Source organism: Amycolatopsis sp. cg13, from assembly GCF_041346965.1.
Classification (GTDB): domain Bacteria; phylum Actinomycetota; class Actinomycetes; order Mycobacteriales; family Pseudonocardiaceae; genus Amycolatopsis.
In genome coordinates this window covers 202,211-223,459 of sequence record NZ_CP166848.1, presented here as the reverse complement: position 1 = coordinate 223,459, position 21,249 = coordinate 202,211, and the positions used below count along the sequence as shown (strand labels likewise).

Annotated in this window: 13 protein-coding genes (1 of these 13 running past the window's edge); 8 read left to right on the top strand and 5 right to left on the bottom strand. The window is 69.0% G+C overall.

Translation table 11 applies throughout. The features are described 5' to 3' along the window. Nucleotides 1-70: 70 nt before the first annotated feature. Nucleotides 71-886, bottom strand: coding sequence for a nitroreductase/quinone reductase family protein (locus AB5I40_RS00795; protein ID WP_370940432.1), 816 nt, complete (start codon nucleotides 884-886; stop codon nucleotides 71-73). A 449-nt stretch (nucleotides 887-1,335) separates the two neighbouring features. Here AB5I40_RS00795 and AB5I40_RS00790 point away from each other — a divergent pair, with 449 nt between their 5' ends. The 3 genes from AB5I40_RS00790 (at nucleotide 1,336) to AB5I40_RS00780 (ending at nucleotide 4,040) form a co-directional block, all read left to right on the top strand. Continuing rightward, nucleotides 1,336-1,875: an RNA polymerase sigma factor gene (locus AB5I40_RS00790; protein ID WP_370936468.1), complete on the top strand. Its 540-nt coding sequence runs from the start codon at nucleotides 1,336-1,338 to the stop codon at nucleotides 1,873-1,875. 892 nt (nucleotides 1,876-2,767) lie between these two features. After that, nucleotides 2,768-3,781: a beta-ketoacyl-ACP synthase III gene (locus tag AB5I40_RS00785; RefSeq protein ID WP_370936467.1), complete on the top strand. Its 1,014-nt coding sequence runs from the start codon at nucleotides 2,768-2,770 to the stop codon at nucleotides 3,779-3,781. Nucleotides 3,782-3,809: 28 nt separating this feature from the next. After that, nucleotides 3,810-4,040: an acyl carrier protein gene (locus tag AB5I40_RS00780; RefSeq protein WP_370936466.1), complete on the top strand. Its 231-nt coding sequence runs from the start codon at nucleotides 3,810-3,812 to the stop codon at nucleotides 4,038-4,040. 135 nt (nucleotides 4,041-4,175) lie between these two features. On the opposite strand, the gene AB5I40_RS00775 is transcribed toward AB5I40_RS00780, so the two are convergent. Next, a complete protein-coding gene (locus tag AB5I40_RS00775; RefSeq protein ID WP_370936465.1) occupies nucleotides 4,176-5,783 on the bottom strand; it encodes an MFS transporter in 1,608 nt (535 codons plus the stop codon). 984 nt (nucleotides 5,784-6,767) lie between these two features. Here AB5I40_RS00775 and AB5I40_RS00770 point away from each other — a divergent pair. The 4 genes from AB5I40_RS00770 to AB5I40_RS00755 all read left to right on the top strand — a co-directional run bounded on the left by AB5I40_RS00770 (nucleotide 6,768) and on the right by AB5I40_RS00755 (nucleotide 10,960). Beyond that, on the top strand, nucleotides 6,768-6,908 hold the full coding sequence (locus AB5I40_RS00770; protein WP_370936464.1) for a hypothetical protein: 141 nt from the start codon (nucleotides 6,768-6,770) through the stop codon (nucleotides 6,906-6,908). Continuing rightward, nucleotides 6,908-8,716 carry a DEAD/DEAH box helicase gene (locus tag AB5I40_RS00765; protein WP_370936463.1) on the top strand — a complete coding sequence of 603 codons (1,809 nt, stop codon included), beginning with the start codon at nucleotides 6,908-6,910 and terminating at the stop codon, nucleotides 8,714-8,716. The genes AB5I40_RS00770 and AB5I40_RS00765 overlap by 1 nt, the downstream gene beginning before the upstream one ends. 1 nt (nucleotide 8,717) lies before the next feature. Beyond that, complete coding sequence (locus AB5I40_RS00760) at nucleotides 8,718-9,278, top strand: hypothetical protein (protein ID WP_370936462.1); 561 nt, start codon at nucleotides 8,718-8,720, stop codon at nucleotides 9,276-9,278. 1,007 nt (nucleotides 9,279-10,285) lie between these two features. Then, nucleotides 10,286-10,960, top strand: a complete 675-nt coding sequence (locus AB5I40_RS00755; protein WP_370936461.1) for a response regulator transcription factor — start codon at nucleotides 10,286-10,288, stop codon at nucleotides 10,958-10,960. Nucleotides 10,961-11,683: 723 nt separating this feature from the next. Here AB5I40_RS00755 and AB5I40_RS00750 read toward each other — a convergent pair. After that, the gene (locus AB5I40_RS00750) at nucleotides 11,684-12,595 is read right to left on the bottom strand and encodes an SAM-dependent methyltransferase (RefSeq protein WP_370936459.1); all 912 of its coding nucleotides are present in this window, start codon (nucleotides 12,593-12,595) and stop codon (nucleotides 11,684-11,686) included. Nucleotides 12,596-12,695: 100 nt separating this feature from the next. Here AB5I40_RS00750 and AB5I40_RS00745 point away from each other — a divergent pair, with 100 nt between their 5' ends. Next, the gene (locus tag AB5I40_RS00745) at nucleotides 12,696-13,958 is read left to right on the top strand and encodes a cytochrome P450 (RefSeq protein ID WP_370936458.1); all 1,263 of its coding nucleotides are present in this window, start codon (nucleotides 12,696-12,698) and stop codon (nucleotides 13,956-13,958) included. Between the two features lie 348 nt (nucleotides 13,959-14,306). Here AB5I40_RS00745 and AB5I40_RS00740 read toward each other — a convergent pair whose 3' ends face one another. Then, nucleotides 14,307-15,359 carry a 3-oxoacyl-ACP synthase gene (locus AB5I40_RS00740; RefSeq protein WP_370936457.1) on the bottom strand — a complete coding sequence of 351 codons (1,053 nt, stop codon included), beginning with the start codon at nucleotides 15,357-15,359 and terminating at the stop codon, nucleotides 14,307-14,309. Nucleotides 15,360-15,573: 214 nt separating this feature from the next. Next, on the bottom strand, nucleotides 15,574-21,249 hold the 3' portion of the coding sequence (locus AB5I40_RS00735; RefSeq protein ID WP_370936456.1) for an SDR family NAD(P)-dependent oxidoreductase. Its footprint extends 5,703 nt past the window's final position; 5,676 of the gene's 11,379 nt are visible here — the last part of the coding sequence; the start codon falls outside the window, past its right edge; its stop codon occupies nucleotides 15,574-15,576.

Below are 21,249 nucleotides of genomic sequence, written 5' to 3'. Positions count from 1 at the left end.
ATTAGCCCGGAACCCGCCTTCGCGGCGGTTCCGGGTCCACACTGGACACTCGAAAAGCGCAGGTCTTGGCTCAGGCCGTCGGCGGCGCCGCGGCCGTCGCGTTGAGCGCGGTCACCACGGCCCGCTCCTCGAAGTCGAAGTGCGCCTCCAGTTCGCCGGCGAGGCGCTCCAGCTCGGTCCGCAGCTTCTCCGGGTCGGATTCGCCCGGGACGAAGCCGTCGACCAGTTCCCGGATCGATACCTGGAGCCGCGCCACCACGTGATGCTGCTCGGCGAGCTGCGCGATCGCCGGGGCGAGCGCCGGGAACTGCTCGGCCAGCGAGGGGAACACCACCGAGTCCTCGCCGACGTGATGACGGCGCAGCGCGGCGCAGAAGCTGAGACAGTGCGTCCGCATCTCCTGAGCCAAGTCCGGTTTCGGCCGGATGATCGCCGTCACGCTGCCGTTGGCCAGGTTGTCCGCCTGCTCGCGCAGCGTCCGCAACTCGTTGCGGAACCATTGGTGCACTTCGACGAGCCAATCCCCCATGCCTTTGACGCGCTCGTCGATCCGATGCAATACGACCACCGGAATCTCGCGCGTCGTCTTCGCCTGGTATTCGCCGTATCCCGGAGCCTCGGCGACCACTTGCGCGAAAAGCTTCCCGTACGCGGCTCCCCTCGGAATAGCCGCCATCGCCTGATACGTCTCGCTGCCGGTCTCGACGGTCACCCTCGGATTCCGCCGAATGTTGTGGTACCAGGCGGGATTCCGGTCCGCCCCGTTCGCCGACGCGACGACCACGCCGTTGCCGTCGATCTGCAGGTAGCCGAGCAGCACCTCCCGGTTCAGGCCGCTCTTCGCGCCGGTCGTCGTCAGCACCGCCAGCGACCACCCCTCGAACATGCCGCTCAACGCACCGCGATTCGCGCGGAACTCGGCAATCAGCCGGCGGTGAAAATCGTTGCTCACACAATTCCTTTCGGTTGTTTCCGGAAAGGAGGCATCGAGCACAGGACAGGACGCGAAAAGACCCCGCAGGCACAGGCATGGCGCAGCGATCCGGCTGACGGATCCGCGGAACTGCGAGAGACGGAGAGCCCGGTCTCTGTGCTGGCTGGTTAGCCGCTACCTCCATGCGTAGGCCCATACGGGGCGCACGGCTAAGTTAGCACAGCCGCCGATCTTCGCGGGGCTGAATCCTTTCGCCGGGCCGATCGCTCTTATGGACGTGCGGCCACGAGGCCGACCCGTCGAAGGAGGTTCGATGACCGTAGTCATTGTCGCGGCAGTGGTCGTGGCGGTTCTGGTGTGCAGCTGCGTGGTCTTCCTGCGAGCGCGCGGCAGGTCGAAGCGTGGCTGAGTCGTGGCCGGCCGACCAGCTCGTCCTGGCGGCGCAGCGCGGCGACGAGGCGTCGATCGCCGTGCTGGTCTCCGGCGCGTACCCGCACGTCCGGCGGTTCGCGTTCTCGTTGTGCGCGAGCAGCCAGGACGCCGAGGACGCGGCGCAGGAGGCGATGATCGTCCTGTTCCGCAAGATCGGAACCCTGCGCGCGACGGCCGCGCTCGCGTCGTGGATGTTCCGCATCGTGCGCAACGAATGCCTGCGCCGGGCGCGGGCCTTGGTGCAACGCGACGAACCAATCCCGGACACCGCGGGTCCGTCCGCCGAGGACGACGTGCTGAGCAGGCTGGAGGTCGAACGCCTGTCCGCCGCCATCGCGTCGCTGCCCGACGACCAGCGCGGCGTGCTGATCATGCGCGACATCCAGGGCCTGCCGGGCAAGACCGTCGCCAAGTCGCTGGGCTTGAGCACCGCGGCGATGAAGTCGCGGCTGCACCGCGCCCGCGCTGCCGTCCGCGCTTGCCTGGATCTCCCGGAGGAAGGCCGATGAGCACGTCGTACGCCAGCAAGTCCCTGTCGGTTCATCTCGCCCGCGGGTTCGCCGGATTCGGCCTGATCGCCGCGGCGATCGCACTGGCCCCGGTCGTCGGGTGGATCAGCCTGCTCGCATTGCCACTGGGCGTGCTGGCCCTGCGCGGATGCCCGACGTGCTGGGCGATCGGGCTGGCGCAGACCCTGTCGCGGGGCCGGTTGGAGCGGACCTGCGAGGACGGGGTGTGCCGGTTGGAACCGGTCAGGGGGGCCCTGATCGGAAGGGAGCGGCCGCCGAGCCGCGGCCGCTCCCGACCGGTGCGAAGACGGCCTGGCCTTCGTGCGCCGGGGCGAAGAGCGGGCGGACTGGCATCCCGCACAGACGACGCAGGCTCGCTGTTTCAGCGCAGGAACTCGGCCATCGGGTGCACTTCACGATCAGGTCCCGGCGACGGGCCCGCCCCTGACCGCCGCTGAGCAGCTGTGCCCCGACCAGCTACCCGTTCGGGGCGCCTTTCAGCCCGCCGTTATCACCGGTCGAACGTTCTGGAACGCACGTCGATTCCACGGCTAGCGTTGAACCATTCGGGCAGATGCCGCGCCGGGCCCGATGTCGGCTGTCGAGGTGCGGAAAACCGTCGCGGGACGGGGAATGGGGCGTCAGTCGCAAACTGTGCGTACTTGCCGCACGCGTGTCCGCCGGGAGGACAACGCGGCTTTCCGGCGGATCCAGCACGGATGGCCAGTATCGCGGCCGCGGAGTCAGAAGCCGTTCAGCATCCCGGGCTGCCGTCGTGGCGTCGACGGGATGTGCCAAGCGACCTTTGTGGGGAGATCAGAGTGGTGATGGCTGGAGTTTCCGTTCACCGGCGTCAAGGAAGCGTTGTCACTGCTCATGAGCCGCGGCAGCCATGACCGGCCGGGTCGCCGTCCTCGAAGGGCTGGGTTCCTCGCTGCCGCCGAACGTGGTGACCAATGCCGAGCTCGCCGCCCGCATGGACACCTCCGACGAGTGGATCCGGAGCCGCACCGGCGTCGGCGCACGCCGGTGGGCCGGCCGGGACGTCGCCACCAGCGATCTCGCGGTCGATGCCGGCCAGCTGGCGCTCAGCGCCGCACCCGACGGCGGGATCGACGCGGTCGTGGTGGTGACCAGCACCCCGGACCGCCACCTGCCCGCCACCGCGCCCGCGGTCGCGACCCGGCTGGGAATGACCGGCGTCGCGGCGTTCGACGTCGCAGCCGTCTGCTCCGGGTTCGTGTACGGGCTGGCCGTCTCGAGCGGGTTGATCGCGTCCGGAGTCGCCGAGCGGGTGCTGCTGATCGGAGCTGAGACCTACTCGACCATTCTTGACCCGGACGATCGCACGACCCGCGCTATTTTCGGGGACGCCGCCGCGGCCGCCGTCCTGCGCGCGGGCGATTCCGGCGAGCCGGGCGCCGTCGCCCCGTGCGTGCTGGGGAGCGACGGCGGGAACGGCGACCTGATCATGATTCCGGCCGGCGGCTCGCACCAGCGCTCCACCGGCGTTCCCGCCGATCCCGCCGATTTCTATTTCCGGATGAAAGGCGGCGAGGTGTACCGGCACGCCGTGGAACGGATGACCGCCGCCGCGGACACGGCGCTGCGGCACCGAGGCTGGACCGCCGCCGACGTCGACCGGTTCGTGCCGCACCAAGCCAACGCCCGCATTTCCGCCGCAGTGGGCGCCCGGCTCGGCATCGGGTCAGAACGGCACCTCGCCAATATCGCCGAGGTCGGCAACACGGCCGCGGCCTCGATCCCTCTGCTGCTCACCGAGTCGGCCGCCGCCGGCGACCTGCGGCCCGGCCACCGGGTGCTGCTCACGGCCTTCGGCGGCGGGCTCGCCTGGGGAGCGACCACTCTCGTCTGGCCCGACATCACCGCACTGCCGAAGCGTTGACCGCTGTCCTTCTGGAGGAGTTTCCGCGATGTACGACAAAATAAAAGAAATCATGACGAGCAAGTACGAGATCGCCCCGGCGAAAATCGTCCCGGAGGCGACACTGGAGGAACTGGGGCTCGACTCTCTCGATGTGGTCGAACTGGCCATGGCGATTCAGGACGAGTGGGGCACGCGGGTCACCGATGACGAACTGAACAGTGCGGGCACCGTCGAGGCAGTGGTCGGCTTGATCCAGAGCCGGGTCGCGCTCATCTGACGGGACGACGTCGGCGGCACCACGTCGTGGTGCCGCCGACTTTCCTGTGTCGGGACGCTCAACGAAAGCGGTCTGGGCAGGTGCCGGTCGAGCAGGCTGCCAACCGCTTCCCGCGGTGTCCGCGGCTGCCGATAATCAGCCAGCGCTCTTAGCGGCGGATTCGTGATCCGCACCGGCCGCGGCGCGGTTGTCGTCTCCGCCGTCAGCCGGTGCCGGCTCCGGTGCCGACACCGTGGATTTCCCGACCCGTCGCAGGGCGAACACCAGCAGGCCTACCGCGACAAACGTGATGAGCATGATCCAGAGCGTTCCGACGTGCATAGCGTCGATGAACGCGTTGTCGGCGGCCCGCGCGAGATCCGGCTGGTGGATCTCGGCGGCGACATGCCGCGCCTGTTCCGCGGAGACCTGCACTCGTTCCCGCGCGGCCGCCGGCACATCGTTCAGCGCGGGTTCGATCGCGTGCCGATACGCGATCGACATGATCGTTCCGCCGATCGCGATCCCGATCACGCTGCCGGTCTGCCGCGCGGTGTGGGTGACGGCCGACCCCGCACCGGCCCGTTCCATCGGCAGGGTGCTGATCATCACTCCCGTCACCGGCATCAGCATGCCGACGGAAAGGCCCTGCACGAACAACAAGATCTCGATCCAGACGAGCGGGGTCTGCAGCCCAAGCAACGCGATCGCGCCCATGGACAGCGCCAGCACCGTGAGCGCCGGCACGGAGACAGCGCTCAGCGGCCATCGGCGGACCAGGCGCGCGCTCAGGGGCGCACCCGCGATCGCGCCGACCGCCGTCGGGATATTGGCCAGGCCCGCCTTCATCGGCGAGAAGCCGAGTGCGCCCTGCAAGTAGAACGCGTAATAAAAGGTGACGGCGGCGACGGAAAAGAAGACCAACGCCATGGCCGCGTTGCCGCCGCCGAATACGCGTTGCGCGAGCAGCCGCGGATCGAAACTGGGTGTTTTGATGCGCAGTTCGACGAGCACGAAAGCGGTCAGCAAGACCACTCCGGCGGCGATCGGAGCCCAGACGTCCAGCCGGCCCCAGTCGATGACCTGCCCCGCCCGGATCAGCCCGTAGGCCAGCGCCGCGAGCCCGCTGATCGAAAGCAGCATCCCGGCCGGGTCCAGCGCCCGCACGGTGGGGCTGCGGAAATTGGGGACCAGCAGGGCGATCCCGATCAGCGCCAGCACCACGACCGGGACGTTGACGAGAAAGACCGAGCCCCACCAGAAGTGCCCGAGAAGGACCCCGGCCAGCACCGGCCCCGCGGCCATTCCGACGCCGGCGGCCGTCGAGGAAATGGCGATCGCGGTGACCCGGAGCGGGCCGTTGAAGGTCCACAGAAGGATGGCGAAGTTGGCCGGCATGATCAGCGCGGCGCCGATTCCCATCGCGGCCCTGGCGACGATCAGCTGGACCGGGTCGCCTGCGTACGCCGCCCAGATCGAGGCCCCGCCGAAGACGACCAGTCCGGCCGCGAGCATGGTCCGGTGGCCGAAGCTGTCGCCCAGCGCGCCCGCCGTGAACATCAAGGTGGCGAAGACCAGGGTGTACGCGCCGGTGGCCCACTGCAGCTCAGCCGGACTGGCGCCCAGCCCGTTGACCGGGTCCGTCAGGGTTTCCAAGGTGACGCTGAGGACGGTGTTGTCCACCCAGATCACCAGCTGGGACAACATGAGGACGGCAAGAATCAACCACTGCCTGGACTTCAGCAGCGTTGGGGACGTGGTCATGACCACCTTCGAATGGGATCGGCAAGAGCTGAATAGTCGGAGGATAAGCACTCGCCGCATCCGTGTCAACTATTTCGCGCGGGCCCGCTCGGCGATACGAGGACAGATATTCCGCAGCTTGTCAAACTCGGCCTCGGGGCATATTTCCCAAACCCCGTCAATGTCGTTTCCGGATCGACTTGCGTGCCGATTCGACAGCTTTTTGCCAGCCGCATCACGCGGCGGCGAAGAGCCCGTACCGAGCAGGAGCGCAGTGTCCTGAGTGGATGGTCGCGTCGCCGGAATACGGTGCAGGAGCTGACGTTGCGGCCGTGGATTGCGTCGTTCCGCGCGGATGACGCCTCGTTCGGCGAGACGAGGGCAGATCTCGGAGTCTCGCGCAAGAGGGCACCGAAACGACGATCACGCAGTCCCCTGCCGCGACCCCTGTCCGCAAAAGGGCAGGCCCGTCGTGACAACGGCAACGCGGCACGGTAAAATGCCGGAAGAAGCCCTAGCGCAGGATCCTGCTCAAGTCCGCGATCAGTCAGTTCGTGCCCCGCTTTCCTTGCCCGCCTACCATTCCCCCTGGGATGAAAACGGTTCGCCGCCGTTCGCATTCCGCCCGACCGATATTCGAAGGTATTCGTGACCACGCTTCCACCACAGCCGAATGCACCGCAGCAGCCCGTTCTCGCGGTGCTCATGGCGCGTTCGCCGCTGAACCGTCCTCAGCGGCGCCTTCGAAATCCTCGGCGACCCGCCCCGCGGTACGAGAGCCGGCCCGGCGGAGATGCGGAGACCTTCGGCGCGGCCTCGTTCCGGGCGTGCCCGCCCAGGCAAGGCCGGCCGGCTGAGCGGAGCGCGAACCGCGACGGGAACGGGCGACGCGCTCATCACGTCCGCCAGTCCGACCGGCGGCGGGACGGCCGGTGTCCCGCTCAGCCGTTCCTGGCGGGTCTGACGCTCCGCAACCCGACCGCGCCGCCGCTGGATCCCGTCGAGATGACGCCGCCGGTCGGCGGACTCACGGCGTTGGCGGACAACCTGAACCGCACGGGCGAGGCGGACTGCCCGGCGCCGGTCGCGGCCGCCGGAAACGGCGGCAAAGCCACGCGTCCCGACATCGACGAGGCGGGCCGCTGATGAAGGGAACCGGACAAGAACGTCCCACCGCCCGCCCCGACGTCCAGGCCACGTACCTGCCCGACCGGCACATGTTCGCGTTGTGGACCTGGTCCCGGCACCAGCACGCCGTGGGAAAGGCCCCGCTGCGGGGTGACACCCAGAGCATCTCCCTGGCCGTCCCCGCGCCGAAACCGGGCGGGTTCACGGTGTCCGACGTCGACTGCGCGCTGATCGAGCCGGACAAGCTCGCCGGCGTTTCGCTCGGCTCGCCCGGCCGCTCCGTCGACGCCTGGCGGGCCCAGGTCGCGGGCGGCGATCCGGACCTGCCGATCGCCGGGCACGCCGTTCCCGATGCCACCGGGGTCGCCGTGACCTCGGCGGAGCACGCCGTGGCCGTCTTCCGGCACACCACAGCCGTCGCGGGCGAACTGCGCGCGGCGCTGACCGCCGAGGTGAGGCCGTATCAGGCGCGCGGCGTGAGCTGGCTGCGCGAGGCGGTCGACGCGAACGGCGGCGCGGTACTCGCCGACGAGATGGGCCTCGGCAAGACGCTGCAAGCCATCGGCTACCTCGTCGGACGCGCCGGCGAGGGTCCGCAGGTGGTGGTGTGCCCCACCTCGCTGGTCGGGAACTGGGCGCACGAGATCGCGCGGTTCGCTCCCGGCCTGCGGACGATGAGCTGGCGCGGCGGGCCGCTGGAGGGGCTGGACGACAAAACGGTGGTGCTGACCGGTTATCCCACGCTGCGGCTGCACGACGAGGTCCTCGCGGCGCACCAGTGGGCCACCGCGGTTTTCGACGAGGCACAGGTGCTGAAGAACCCGCGCACACAGGTGTCGAAGGCCGCGCGGAGCATCACGGCCGACGCGAAGATCGCGTTGACCGGAACGCCCGTCGAGAACCGCCTCGAGGAACTCTGGGCGATTCTCAACCTGGTCACCCCGCAGCTGTTCGGGCACAAGGCGCAGTTCCGCCGTCGCTTCGTCCAGCCGATCGACGGCGGCTCCCTCGCCGCCGCGGCCCGGTTGCGCGCGGTGATCGAGCCGGTCGTGCTGATGCGGAAGAAGTCTCAGGTCGCCGGGTCGCTCCCGCCCAAGATCCACGCCGACTTGCTCTGCGATCTCACCGAAGAGCAGCAGCGGTTGTACGACCGGACGCTGGAGCGGGCGATCGACGACGGCTTCGGCAGCGGCGCGGAGCGCCCGGCGCGGGTGCTGGCGGCCTTGACCGCGCTCAAACAGGTCTGCAACCACCCGAGCCTGGTCGCCGACGAGTCCGGCGAACTGTCGGGGAGATCGGGAAAACTCGACCTCTGCACCGACATCGTGGCCAACAACCTCGAGACCGATTCGCCGACATTGATCTTCACGCAGTACCGGAGGACCGGAGAGCTGCTCGTGCGGCACTTCATGGAGCAGTTCGGCGTGTCCGTCCCGTTCTTCCACGGCGGCTTGAACCAGGACCAGCGGGCGAAGATCGTCCGGGACTTCCAGTCGCCCGACGGCCCGAAAGTACTGCTGCTCAGCCTGAAGGCCGGCGGAACCGGGCTCACCCTCACCCGCGCGGCCGACGTGATCCACTTCGACCGGTGGTGGAATCCGGCAGTAGAGGCACAGGCGTCCGACCGGGTCCACCGGATCGGCCAGACCCGTACGGTGACCATCACCACCCTGACCACCAACAGCACCATCGAAGAGCACATCGCGGGCATGCATTCGCGCAAATCGGCGCTGTCCGACATCACCGACATGTCCGGTGTCGCCGAGTTGTCCAGACTGGACGACGACCGGCTCATCGCGACCCTGCGACGGAAGCGAGCCAGCTGACATGCCGGACGACGACTTCGGTTTCACCGCGTGGGGACGAGACTGGGTCCGGCTCGCCCAGCCGTTGCGCCAGACCCGGCCCAACCCGGCGTTGCCGCGCGCCCGCAAGCTGGCGCGCGCCGGCGGAGTGCGGATCACGATCGACGGCCGGATCGTGCGCGGCGTCGTCGAGCGCGGCCGCACCACCTCGGTGACCCGCATCGAAGTGGCGCCGATGTCCCAGGAGGCGGTCAAGGGAATCACCAGCCAGCTGAGCGGACCTCGCCCCGTCCTCACCGACGAGGTGCACCGGATGGTCACCGAGGCGGGCCACCCTCCCGGACCGGTGCTCGAAAGCGTCGAATGCTCCTGTTCGGACGACACCGGGAATTGCCTCCACGTGCTGGCCGTCTACTACGAAATGGCACGACGCGTGGACGACGATCCCCGAATCGCGCTCGACATCCAGGAGTTCTCCCGCGCAGTACCGGCCAGCACCCGGCCCGCCGCCGCGGCGCCGCCGCAGCGATGGGTCGCGCTCAACGCCCTTGATCCGGCTCGCTACTTCACCGTATCGGAGTAGCGATACTCGGCAGGCGCGCGTAAAACGCGGGTAAAAACCGCAATGCTCGCCGCCGCTCGCCAGTCCGCGGATTTGACATTCACCTACGGGTATGCCCCCTATAGGCGACGCCGGAGAACGCGCTAATCGACGCTTCGTGCCACCCGAATTCGGCTCGTTTCCGAAACTCGGCAGCCCGCTGCCTTACTGTCGGCGCCGAGAACCGGAATCGGGACAAAAGGCGCACCATGGTCGAGGAACTCGCAGGCTCGGATCGGATCGGCCCACCGATCCGGCCACCGGGACAGCCCAGGAAGAACCACTCCGCCTTCCCTCCCCGACGCGCCCCTATCCCGACCGATACCGGAGCCGTCTCCGGCTGTTCCGGTTCCGCGGCGCTCGCGCCGGCAGCGGGGTCACCGAACGGGAGCGCACCGCCCAAATCTGGTGGCCACAAGCAGAAACCTCCGCCCGCGCCGGCATCGACCGAGTCGTCGAGCTCGAGCCCTAAGCGCCCGGAAAAGCGATTCGTCGGCATCCTCCCGGCTGTGTGCGCCGCCACATCTTCGCGGCGAACACGACGCCGGGACTGTCGCGCTCAAGATCACCAGCACGTCGGTTGACAAATTGCAGATCCCGGGCCTCCAACCCCGAAGAGTCATAATTCCGCCCCCGGTCCCCCGCCCAGCCGAAGATCCGGCAACGAATCACAGCTGGCGCCGACTGGACAGCACCAGCCGCCCATGCCATGCTGATCTACGGCACTCGGTGCGCCATAGTCGCCTACGGCCCCTGGTACCAGGGACACATAAATAAATTAAATGCCATGACCATCGACTAGGGGCGGATTTTTCGAGGTTTTGCGGCAAGAAACCATGGGGGTTGTTGTTTTGGGCAGCATGCGTGAACAATGTTCTTTGCAATCGGATTCATTTCTGGGAAATCACGAAAATCGCGTCCGTCACATAGATCGCCTGGCGTCTGATTCACCGAGAAAACAATCGTCCTCAAAAGTCGCCCATTCCTCGTTGCACAATGCGATCGGGGCGACAGCGGACATCTTCGAAGAGAATCTTCAGATCGTGTTGTTCATCCACGACAACATTCATCGGTACAGCATCGAGGGCATGTTCGGCTCGGTCGACATCCGGTTGACGGTGCGCGCCATCACGGCTCTCGAGGATCTCTCGCTGTACCGCGACGGCCAGCTGATCATCTCGTCCAGCAACGCTTTGGACCCCGTGCCCGGCGAGATCGCCGAATGGCTGCGCGTCTGCGACCTGCGCGTGCTGATCCTGGTGGATTCGGCGGACGCGGTCGACCAGTCCTGGGTCGATCGCGCAAGCGGTTTCCTGGCCTGGGAGGATCTCCGCCCCGAAACGCTGCACGGGGCGATCGTCGACGTCGACGCCGGAAGGTTCTACATGTCGGCAGCACTGGCGCGACGGTCCTTGGCCGCCCCCGAGCAGTCCGGCGACGACACCGCTTCGAAGCGCACTTCGCTGATCGCGCTGACGGCACGCGAACACCAGGTGCTCCGGCTGATCGCGGAGGGGCTGAGCAACCGGCAGGTCGCCCGGTCGCTGAGCATCTCCGAGCACGGCGTCAAACGCGTGGTCGGCATCATTCTGGCCAAGCTCAACTGTCCGAATCGGACTCTCGCCGTCGTGCGGGCCCTCGAGGCGGGACTCCTCGCCATGTGAGGTGTTCGGCCAGCCGGCCGGTTTTCGTCCTGCGGCGCGATTGCCGATCCGCACGGTCCTGCACCGGCTACGACCGCGCTCGCGATGTCGTGGCCGGCACGGGATCATGCGGGGCAACGCGAATCAGATCAGGTCACGACCCGTCGCCACGGCCAGAGCTCGAGATTCGCTGTATCGCACCAGGAATCGCCAGCCGGTAGCCGCCCGCAGGAGCATGTGAGGCCGAGCCGCAACCGACCAAGACCGGGTGGCACGGGGCAGCGCAGCCCTGGGATCCCGCGCAACCGTCCTTGACGGTCTCCCCCGTTGCGCGGCTCTTTCTCCTTGCTGTGCCGTGGAAAGGGGTGCTGCCGCGACTAGCAGAACCGGTCGCAGCAGTTCATCCAGCTCCGGGCCGATCCGGTCGGCGAGCCAGTGAGATCGTCGTTGCCTCGTAGGCGAAACCGCCACGAGCGGAGTTATCGGCTCGTCGCCGTGAGTGCTGGCCGTGGGAGGGAAGGACGTGAATGCCTTCCCCCCCCCGGTACCGCGCTTCGCGCCCTCTTGCCAATCGCCCCAGAACAGGCGCGCGATACCTGAAGCAAGAACACCGTCTGCGGCTTTTTGCACAACTCCGCATTCACGGGCTTTCAGGTATTCCGCCGGTCGCAAACCCGCTCCGGAATCCAGCTCACGGTCGCGGTTCCAGCCTCCGCCAGAGTCGGATGTTCTCGAGCAGGCGCGTCATCGGCGCCGCGCCGTGACGAGGCCGATGATCGACGGCATCAGCCCGCCGGGAGTGCTCGCGGGGTGCGGCTCGAGCCCCAGTGAACGCATGTGGTCGGCGAGGCCGGTGCGCTCGGCGTCCCAGCCGCGGTCAGTGAACCATTCGGCCACATCGGCATGCGGATCGTTGTAGATCATCTTCGCCCAGCCACCGTGCCCTTTGACGCGCGCCCCGTCCTTGCTCGCCGCGTTCCACCCGTCGAATGTCTCCTGCGGCACCGGTGATACCTCCTCGACCGCGATGCGGCTTCCCGGCGCGGCCAGCGACGCGAGAGACTCGAAAAGCCGGTCCTGGTCTTCCGGCCGCAGGTACATCAGCAGGCCCTCCACCAGCCAGGCCGACGGCTTCGACGGATCGAATCCCGCGCCCCGCAAGGCTTTCGGCCAGTCGTCGCGCAGATCGACGCCGACCTCGCGGCGCTCGGCGACCGGTTTGCGGCCGTGGGCGCGCAACACGTCGCGTTTGAACTCCAGCACCTCTGGCCGGTCCAACTCGTAGATCACGGTGGAGTCCGGCCACGGCAGCCGGTACGCACGGGAGTCCAATCCCGCCGCCACGATCGCGACCTGTTCGATGCCGGCGTCCATGACCGCGGCGAAGTAGTCGTCGAAGTACCGGGTCCGCGAAGCCTGGTAATCCTGGAAAGGCAGGCCGAATTCGGGGGTGTTCAGGGGATGGTCGGCCGTGGCGGCCGGATCGTCGAGGACCTTTTCCCATTCCTCGCCCGCGACCCGCACGAACAGCGCGGCGAACGGATCGGACGCGATCGGCTCGGGTTTGGCCGTGGCCAGAGCCCTGGCCGCCGCTACGAACAACGCGGTGGTTCCGACGCTGCTGTTGATGTCCCACGAATCTCCGTCTGCCCGCATGGTGTGGACAATACCGCCGGGCCGGGCCCGCCGAAGACTCTAACGGGTACGACAAAGGTCTACTGGAGACCCGGCGAAAGGCTCCGCTAGCGTCGTTCCCGTGACCGGAGCCTGGACACAGGACAGCGAGGACAGCATGGCCGACACAGGCGCTTTCGCCCGGACCGAATTGGCGGGTGCCGATTTTCAGGGCGACCCGCACAAGTACTACCGCCAATGGCGGGAAGACGGGCCGGTTCGTCATGTCCAGCTCCCCGCGGGTTTCGCGTGCTGGGTGGTCACCGGTTACGAGGAGGGCCGGGAAGCCCTCGCGGATCCTCGATTGCGCAAGGACTCCTCCCGATTCCACGAGGTCTTGCGCCGCCAGTCGCCCGACGCCGCCATGACCACCATGCCGGACATCGCGGTGCACATGCTCAACAGCGACCCGCCGGATCACACCCGCCTGCGGAAGCTGGTCAACAAGACGTTCACCTCGCGGCGGGTCGCGGCGATGCGGCCGCGCATCGAGGAGATCACCAGCGGGTTCCTCGACGAGATGGACACCCGCGCCGAGGTCGACCTGCTGCGGGCATTCGCGAATCCGCTCCCGGTCGCCGTGATCTGCGAACTGCTGGGGATTCCGTTCGAGGACCGCGCCGACTTCCAGGCCCGGACGCGGCTGATGCTCAGCGACGTTTCCAGCAACACGGTCGAGGAGCGCAGCACGACGGCCGAGGTGATGACGCGATACCTGCAGCAGCTGATCGAGGCCAAGCGCGGCGAGCCCGGCGAGGATCTCCTGTCGGCGCTGGTTCGCGCCCACGACGACGGCGACCGCCTCACTGAGCGGGAACTGGTGGGAATGGCGTTCCTGCTGCTGGTCGCCGGCCACGAGACGATGGTGAACCTGATCGGCAACGGCGTGCACGCGCTGCTGCGCAACCCCGCCCAGTTCGAGGCGCTGCGGGCTGACCTGAGCCGAGTGCCGAACGCGGTGGAAGAGTTTCTGCGCTACGAAGGCCCGGTCCGGTGGTCCACCGCGCGCTATACCGCCGAGCCGGTCCGCATCGGCGACACCGACATACCGGCGGGGGAAATCGTCTACGTCGCTGTCGGCGCGATGAACCGGGATCCGGACCACTTCCACGATCCCGAAACGCTGCTCATCGACCGGGACGCCTCCGGGCACTTGGCTTTCGGCCACGGCATCCACAACTGTGTCGGCACCCCGCTGGCCCGGTTGGAGGCCGATATCGCCTTCACGGAGCTCCTGCGACGTTTCCCGAAGCTCGCGCTCGCGGACGAGGCATTCACCGCCCAGTGGCGGGACGGCTTGCTCGTGCACGGTCTCCGCGAGCTCCCGGTACGCCTGCACGGCTGACGCTGCATCGCCCGAGCCCGGCGAAGCAGGTGTCCGGCTGGCGGCAGAGCTGTCGGCGGCTTCGGTCCGGCTGAGAGACCGCTACCGGGCAACGGTTTCCGGAAACTGGTCTTTCGGACTTTCCGGTGTTCGCTCGGCGCGCCATCGCGACCGTCCTGGCCCGCCGAACCCGCGAAGAAACCCTCGCGCTCCCCCAGGCCCGGGCAGACGCGGCCGCATAACTCCGCGGGCGGTTGCCGCCGCAAGGAAATCCACAGCTTCCCGCCACAGCAACGGCAGGCACCGGCACTCCGCTGGGGTGTCGATCCCAGCGGCGTCCCGGCGCCCGCGTCGCGTCTCCGACCTCGCTTACCCGTGCGATCCCTCGGCCGCGCCTTCCGGTCGTCGCACTACGGCGCAGCTCAGCCCGGCGCCGCCGCCGGCGTTGATCACGAGGGCGAGCTGCCCGGGTTCCAGCAGCACCGCCAGTTCGGCGCAGTTGGCCACCAGATCGCCTGCCCCTAAATGCCCCGTCTTCGCGCCGAGGTCCAGGATTTCGGCCCCGACATGTCCTTGCAACGCCCGATGATAAGTGGCCACCCGCACTTTCCTGCCCACTCGCGGCAGCGCCAGGTAGCGCAACCGCGGATCCGAGGCCTCGATTCCGGCTTCCTGCAGCGTTTTTTCGACCACTGCGCGCAGGGCAGTGCGCGCCGCGACGAGAAACCTGTCCGCTCCGTATTTCTCGAGAAACGCCTTCTTCGTCCGGCGAACGTCAATTCGCGGACTGATGACGCGCGGTGCCACTGTAAAAGGATCGTCTCCGCGGTGCAGGCCTTCTACGGCGGAAACCGTTTCAGTGCCGATGGCCAAGAGCGTCAACGCATCACGAGTATCGTCCCTGCGCGCGAGAACCGACGCAGTAGCACCGTCGCCGTAATGCACGCCGACATCGCCGGACCAACGATCGAAGGCTTGGTCGTCGAACCTGTCGGCGGTAGTCGTGAGCACCGCGTCGACCGTCGGGTCGGCCAGCAAATACGCCGCGGCCGCCTCCCACGCGGCGGCGCTTCCGTTGCACATGGCCTGGATACCCAGCGCAGCGGCGGAATCGGCGCCCACCGCATGCGCTATGTAGTGTGCGGGCGACCAGATATCGTGTCCTTGATGGTGAATCCACGAGTGGATCACCAAGCCGATCTTCGCGCGGTCGGCCGGTTCGCCGAGGGCGGCGTCCTCGGCGGCCAGTACAGCCATCTCAGGGGGCGAGAGATCGGGACTGACCGGCAACGCCGCGATTCCCGAGTCGGCGGCCTCTTTGTCGGTCAACCGTCCAGCCGAAAGCGCGTCCTGCACGCTCTCCGAGGTGGCGGGAAACCACGTCCCGATGCTCCTGATGCCCAGACCGGCGCCAAGTTTCATAACTTTCCTTCCGCGGTGGGCCACCTTCGCCCGCTTGACGTAACTCTCGATTCTTCCGACAAATCGGCACCCGATAATCACGCACTCTCTGTGCTGAGTGAAAGCTGCGCTATCCCGGTTTCCTGCCGCCTCGGACCGATTCGACGGATATCGGCCGCTGTGGCTGGGCAGGGCGTTCAGGTTTCTTCGTTCCTCCGCTCCGACGGTTCGGACCTCACTGGCCGCTGAGCGAATCGAGCCAGCGCCGGAGATGCGCGGCGGTCTTCGGCGCCTGCTCCTCGATGATCGAGAAGTGGTCTGCCTCGATGTGCTCGATCGGTCCGCGGTGTTGCCATTCGGGGACGGCGTCGGCGTCTCCGAAACTGCTCAGCGTCATGCTGGCCCGCAGATTCAGCGTCGGCGCGGCGAGCGCCCTGGCCTCGCGCTCGGGATAGATCCGCAAATAGCCGGCCATGGCGACCAAGCCGTGGTCGTCGACGGGGGTCAGTTCGTTGCCTCGGGACAGGATCTGTCCCAGCGCGTCAGTGAGCACGAGGCGGTTGAGTTCGAGAGCCTCCGGCGAGTAAGTGTCGATCATCGCGACACCCGTGAGCTCGCCGCCGTCGTCTTCCAGCCGCCGGGCGACCGCGTGGGCGATCGCGCCGCCTGCCGAATAGCCGATGAGCGCCACCGGGTTTCGCTCGAGTTCCGATGCCACGGCCGCGGCGAGGCTCTCGATCAACGCCGCCCAGGTCGGCGGCAGGTCGTCGCCGGCCCGGGTGCCGGGCAACCGCAACGCGCTGACCTGCCGCTCGCCGCTCAGTTCGCGGGCAAGGCGCGCGAACTGGTGCGGACCCGATCCCGGCAGGAACGACGGGATGCAGATCAGGGCCGGCGCCGCGGCTCCGCGCGCCAGGACCTGCGCGGCCGGACGCTGCGCGGCGGCCTCGCCGGCGAGGTACCTGGTCATCAGGGCCGAGCTCGCGGTCAGCAGCGGCATCGCCCCGGCCAGCTCGCCGCGGCGGTGCGCCGCCGACACCAGGCCGGTGATCGTGCCGCGCACGCCGGCCGGCGTCTGCCCGACCGCACCGGTGTCGGATTCTTCGATCCGCGACCGGACCAGTTTCGAGACATCAGCGGCGGTCGGATGGTCGAAGATCAGCGTCGACGGCAACGTCAGCCCGGTCAGCTGTGCGAGCCGGTTCCGGAATTCGACGGCTCCGAGGGAGTCGAAACCGAGTTCGGTGAACGGCGCGTCCGGGTCGATCGCGTCGCCGGACAGGTGCCCGAGGACCGCTGCGGCGACGTTGCGCACCTCACGCGCGATCACCTCGTCGCGGTCGGTGTCGGGCAATGCGGCCAGCTGCCGTGCCAGGCTGACGCTGGCGCTCGCGGCGGCCTCGGGAACCCGGACCATGCCTCGCAGCACCGCGGGCAATGTGCCGCCGCGCGCCAGGGCGGTGAGCGCCACTGTGTCCACCAGTGCGGTCATCGGAGTCGCCCGGTCGGTCGCGAGTGCGTTGTCGAACAACGCCATCCCGGACTCCGGGTCGATCCGGGTCAGGCCCAGCCTGGTCCGGATCTGGCGGGCGTGCTGCTCGGCGCCCTCCCCCGCGAGCGCTTCCGCCAAGCCGACAGTCCACACCCCCCAGGCGAGCGAGTGCGCGGGCAGACCCGCGCTGCGCCGCATGCGGGCCAGTGCGTCCACCACGCCGTTCGCGGCGGCGTAGTTGCCCTGTCCTTGCCCGCCGAGCAACGGCGCCGCGGACGAGAACAGCACGAACGCCGACAGATCCAGGTCACGGGTCAGCTCGTGCAAGTTCAGCGCCGCATCGACTTTCGGCGCCAGCACCCGGGTCGTCTGCGCGGGAGTGAGGGTGTCGATCGTGCCGTCCTCCAGGATGGCCGCCGAGTGGATGACGGCGATCAGCGGAGCGTCGGGTTCGATGCCAGCCAGCAGGGCTTGGACCGCGGAGCGGTCGGTGACGTCGCACGCCGCGATCTGGACCCGGGCACCGAGATCGGTCAGCTCGGCGACCAGTTCGGCGGCACCGTCCGCGGCCGCGCCGCGCCGCGACACCAGCAGCAGCCGTCGTGCGCCGTGTGCGGTGACCAGATGGCGGGCGACGATCGCGCCGATGCCGCTCATGCCGCCGGTGATGAGCACCGTGCCGTGGTCGAACGACGGCGGCACGCCCGGTTCGGTGACGGGCACCGCCTGCAATCGCGGAGCCAGGAACCGGCCTTCGCGGACCGCCAAGTACGGCTCGTCCTGGGCCGCGGCGCCGGCGAGCGATTCGACCGGCAGAGCGTCTCCGTCGTGGTCGACAAGCAGGAACCGGCCCGGGTGCTCGGACTGTGCGCTGCGCACCAGACCCGCCACCGCGGCCCCGGCCAAATCGGGCTCCTCGCCGGGCAGACCGGCGGCCATGCGCGTCAGGATCACGAGCCGGCCGGGGTGTTCGGCGCTAATCCAGTCCTGCAGCAGCGCGAGCGTCGTCAGCACGGCTGCGTGGACGTCCGCCGCGCCGGCGTCGATGCGGCAGGGCGCCGACCAGACCACCAGGTCGGGAACATCATGCAGCGCAACGACTTCCGCGAGATCGGCACCGCAGGCCGGGGGCTCGGCGGCTTCGACAGCCGCCGGGTCGCCGAGCACCACGACGCGCGGGGTGCCCGCTTTGCGGACGGCGGGCATGGCAATCCACTCGACGTCGAACAACGGCGCCGCGCCGCGCAGCCGGGCCAGTGCCTGCCGCTCAAGCGGGCGGACCCGCACCGACTCGATGCTCAGCACGAGCGCACCGGTCGCGTCCACCGCCTCCACCCGGAACGTGTCCGATGCGATGCGGGTGACGCGGGCGCGCAAGGCAGCTGCGCCGGACTGTGCCAGCTGGACACCCTCGAAGGCGAACGGAAGCGGCACCCGGTCGTCATGCTCGCCCTCGGCGAGCTGGCCGACGGCCGCGTGCAGCACCGCGTCCAGCAGTGCCGGATGCAGTCCGAAAGCGGTGGCGCGCGACGCGGTGTCAGTGTCGAGTGCCAGGTCGGCGAACACTTCCTCCCCACGCGACCACGCGGCCCGAACGCCCTGGAAGACCGGGCCGTACCCGAAGCCGACGTCGCCGAGCGCGCGATACACCTGCTGCCCGTCGACCGGATCGCCGTCAACTGGAGGCCACGCCTGGGACCAGCTCGGCTCAGCGGCCGGCGCCGCGGGCGCGAGCAGACCGCGGGCGTGCAGCACCCAGACGTCGTCGGAGCGGGTGTGGATGGCCACCGTCCGGCGTCCGTCGGCGTCGGGTTCGCCCACGGCGAGCTGAAGATCCGCCGCGCTCTCGGTCGTGAGGATCAACGGTGCCGCGAGCTCCAGTTCCGTCAGGCTCGGCACGCCGAGGCGGGTGCCGGCGGCCAGAGCCAGTTCCACGAATCCGGCTCCTGGCATCAAGACCGTGTCGAAGACAGCGTGGTCGGCGAGCCAGGGATGCGTGCGCAGCGACGGCCTGCCGGTGAACAGCCACTCGTCCTTGCCGGCGAGCTGCACCTGAGCGTGCAGCAGCGGATGGTCGGCGGAGTCGGCACCGGCGAGCGGCGCCGCGTTCTCCGCGGGCAGCAGCCAGAATCGTTCGTGCTGGAAGGGATAGGTGGGCAACGCGATCTGGGGCTGCGGTCGGGGTCCGAAGTAGGTCGTCCACTGCACCGGCCGGCCCGCGCAGTGGGCGGTGGCCAGCGCGGTGGCGAACTGCTCAGGTTCAGCGACTGTACGACGGGATCCCGCGACCACTGCTGCGCGCGCTGAAAGATCCGCCGTCAGCGTGGCGCGGGCCATGGCCGTCAGCACCGCGTCCGGGCCCAGCTCGACGAACAGGCTCGCACCCGAATCCAGCAGCGACCGCACCGCCGGGGCGAAGCGCACTGTCTCGCGCACCTGCCGCACCCAGTATTCGGGCGTGCCAAGCGAATCGTCGGCGAACGCGCCGGAAACCGTGGAACACAAGGGTATCCGCGGCTCGTGATACGTCAGGCCCGCGGCGATCTCCGCGAATTCGGCCAGCATCGGATCCATCAAGGCGGAGTGGAACGCGTGGCTCACTCGCAGCCTGCTGGTCTTGACGCCCTCAGCCGCCAACCTCGACTCGATCGCCGACACCGCCTCGACGGTTCCGGAGAAGACCACCGAATCGGGAGCGTTCACCGCGGCCAGCGAGACCGCGTCGGCGTTCTCCGCCGCCAGCAGCTCCACGGCCCGCTCCTCCGGCACCGCGGCGGCCAGCATGCTGCCGCTCGGCGGCAGTGCTCCCATCAATCGCCCGCGGGCCGCGACAAGCCGACACGCGTCGGGCAACGACCACACCCCGGCCACGTACGCCGCGGCCAGCTCTCCGATCGAATGCCCGGCCACCGCGTCCGGCGTCACGCCCAGCGACTCGGCGAGGCGATACATCGCGACCTCGAACGCGAACAACGCGGGCTGCGTGTACTCGGTGCGGTCCAGCAGAGTCGCGCCGATCGGTCCGAACATCACCTCCCGCAGCGACTGCCCCAGGTGTGCGTCGAATTCCGCGCACACCTCGTCGAGCGCGGCCGCGAAAGCCGGGAACTCCTGGTACAGCCCGGCGCCCATGCCGATCCGCTGCGCTCCCTGACCGGTGAACAGGAACGCGGTCTTGCCCGCCTGGACGGTGCCGTCGACGATGCCTGGTCCTGGCTCGTCGGCTGCCAGCCGCGCCAAGGCCGCCAGCAGGCTCTCCCGGTCCGAACCCACGACGGCGGCACGCTGATCGAACCTCGCCCGGTGCAGCGCCAGCGTCACCGCGACGTCGGTCAGGTCGAGGTCCGGGCGTTCGCGCAGCGCGTCGCAGAGACGGCGCGCTTGGGTCCGCAGCGCGGCAGTCGTCCGCGCGGACAGCAGCAACGGCATGGCCGCCGGGCGCGGCAGATCCGCCGGCCGCGGCGGAACCGCGGGCGCCTCTTCGAGGATCACGTGCGCGTTGGTCCCGCTGAGCCCGAACGACGACACTCCTGCCCGGCGCGGACGCTCCCCCGCCGGCCACGGCTCGGCCTCGGTCAGGATCCGCACCGCGCCCGCCGACCAGTCCACGTGCGGCGAGGGCGCGTCGACATGCAAGCTGGGCGGCAGCATCTCGTGCCGCAGCGCCTGCACCATCTTGATCACGCCGGCGACCCCGGCGGCAGCCTGCGTGTGCCCGATGTTCGACTTCAACGACCCGATCCGCAGCGGTTCGGCGCGATCCTGCCCGTAGGCGTTGATCAGCGCCTGCGCCTCGATCGGGTCGCCGAGCGTCGTGCCGGTGCCGTGCGCCTCCACCGCGTCCACCTCGGCCGCGGCCATCCCCGCGCTGGCGAGCGCCTGTGCGATCACCCGCTCCTGGGACGGACCGTTCGGCGCGGCCAGGCCGTTGCTCGCGCCGTCCTGGTTGATGGCGCTGCCCCGGATCACGGCCAGCACCGGACGCCCGTTGCGCTGTGCGTCGGACAGCCGCTCGAGGGCGAGCACCCCGACGCCTTCGGCCCACGAGACGCCGTCCGCGGCGCCGGCGAACGCCTTGCAGCGCCCGTCCGGCGCCAGCGCCCGCTGCCGGGAGAACTCCACGAACAGCAGCGGAGTCGACATGACGGTCGCCCCGCCGGCCAGGACCAGCGACGCGTCCCCGGCGCGCAATGCCTGTACCGCCAGATGCAAGGCCACCAGGGACGACGAACACGCCGTGTCCACCGTCACCGCGGGGCCTTCCAGCCCGAGCGCGTAGGACACCCGGCCGGAGACGACGCTGCCGGCCGATCCGGTCACCAGATAGCCGCCTGCCGCAGCGTCGTCGGCCTCGCGCGCCGAGTGGCCGTAGTCCTGGTACATGACGCCCGCGTACACCCCGGTGTCGCTGCCCCGCAG

What these genes read in the sequence shown, in the direction of transcription:
- AB5I40_RS00795 (WP_370940432.1), bottom strand. Translation starts at nt 886, where the DNA reads ATGTTCGAGGGGTGGTCGCTGGCGGTGCTGACGACGACCGGCGCGAAG.
- AB5I40_RS00785 (WP_370936467.1), top strand. Translation starts at nt 2,768, where the DNA reads ATGACCGGCCGGGTCGCCGTCCTCGAAGGGCTGGGTTCCTCGCTGCCG.
- AB5I40_RS00780 (WP_370936466.1), top strand. Translation starts at nt 3,810, where the DNA reads ATGTACGACAAAATAAAAGAAATCATGACGAGCAAGTACGAGATCGCC.
- AB5I40_RS00775 (WP_370936465.1), bottom strand. Translation starts at nt 5,783, where the DNA reads ATGACCACGTCCCCAACGCTGCTGAAGTCCAGGCAGTGGTTGATTCTT.
- AB5I40_RS00770 (WP_370936464.1), top strand. Translation starts at nt 6,768, where the DNA reads ATGACGCCGCCGGTCGGCGGACTCACGGCGTTGGCGGACAACCTGAAC.
- AB5I40_RS00765 (WP_370936463.1), top strand. Translation starts at nt 6,908, where the DNA reads ATGAAGGGAACCGGACAAGAACGTCCCACCGCCCGCCCCGACGTCCAG.
- AB5I40_RS00760 (WP_370936462.1), top strand. Translation starts at nt 8,718, where the DNA reads ATGCCGGACGACGACTTCGGTTTCACCGCGTGGGGACGAGACTGGGTC.
- AB5I40_RS00750 (WP_370936459.1), bottom strand. Translation starts at nt 12,595, where the DNA reads ATGCGGGCAGACGGAGATTCGTGGGACATCAACAGCAGCGTCGGAACC.
- AB5I40_RS00740 (WP_370936457.1), bottom strand. Translation starts at nt 15,359, where the DNA reads ATGAAACTTGGCGCCGGTCTGGGCATCAGGAGCATCGGGACGTGGTTT.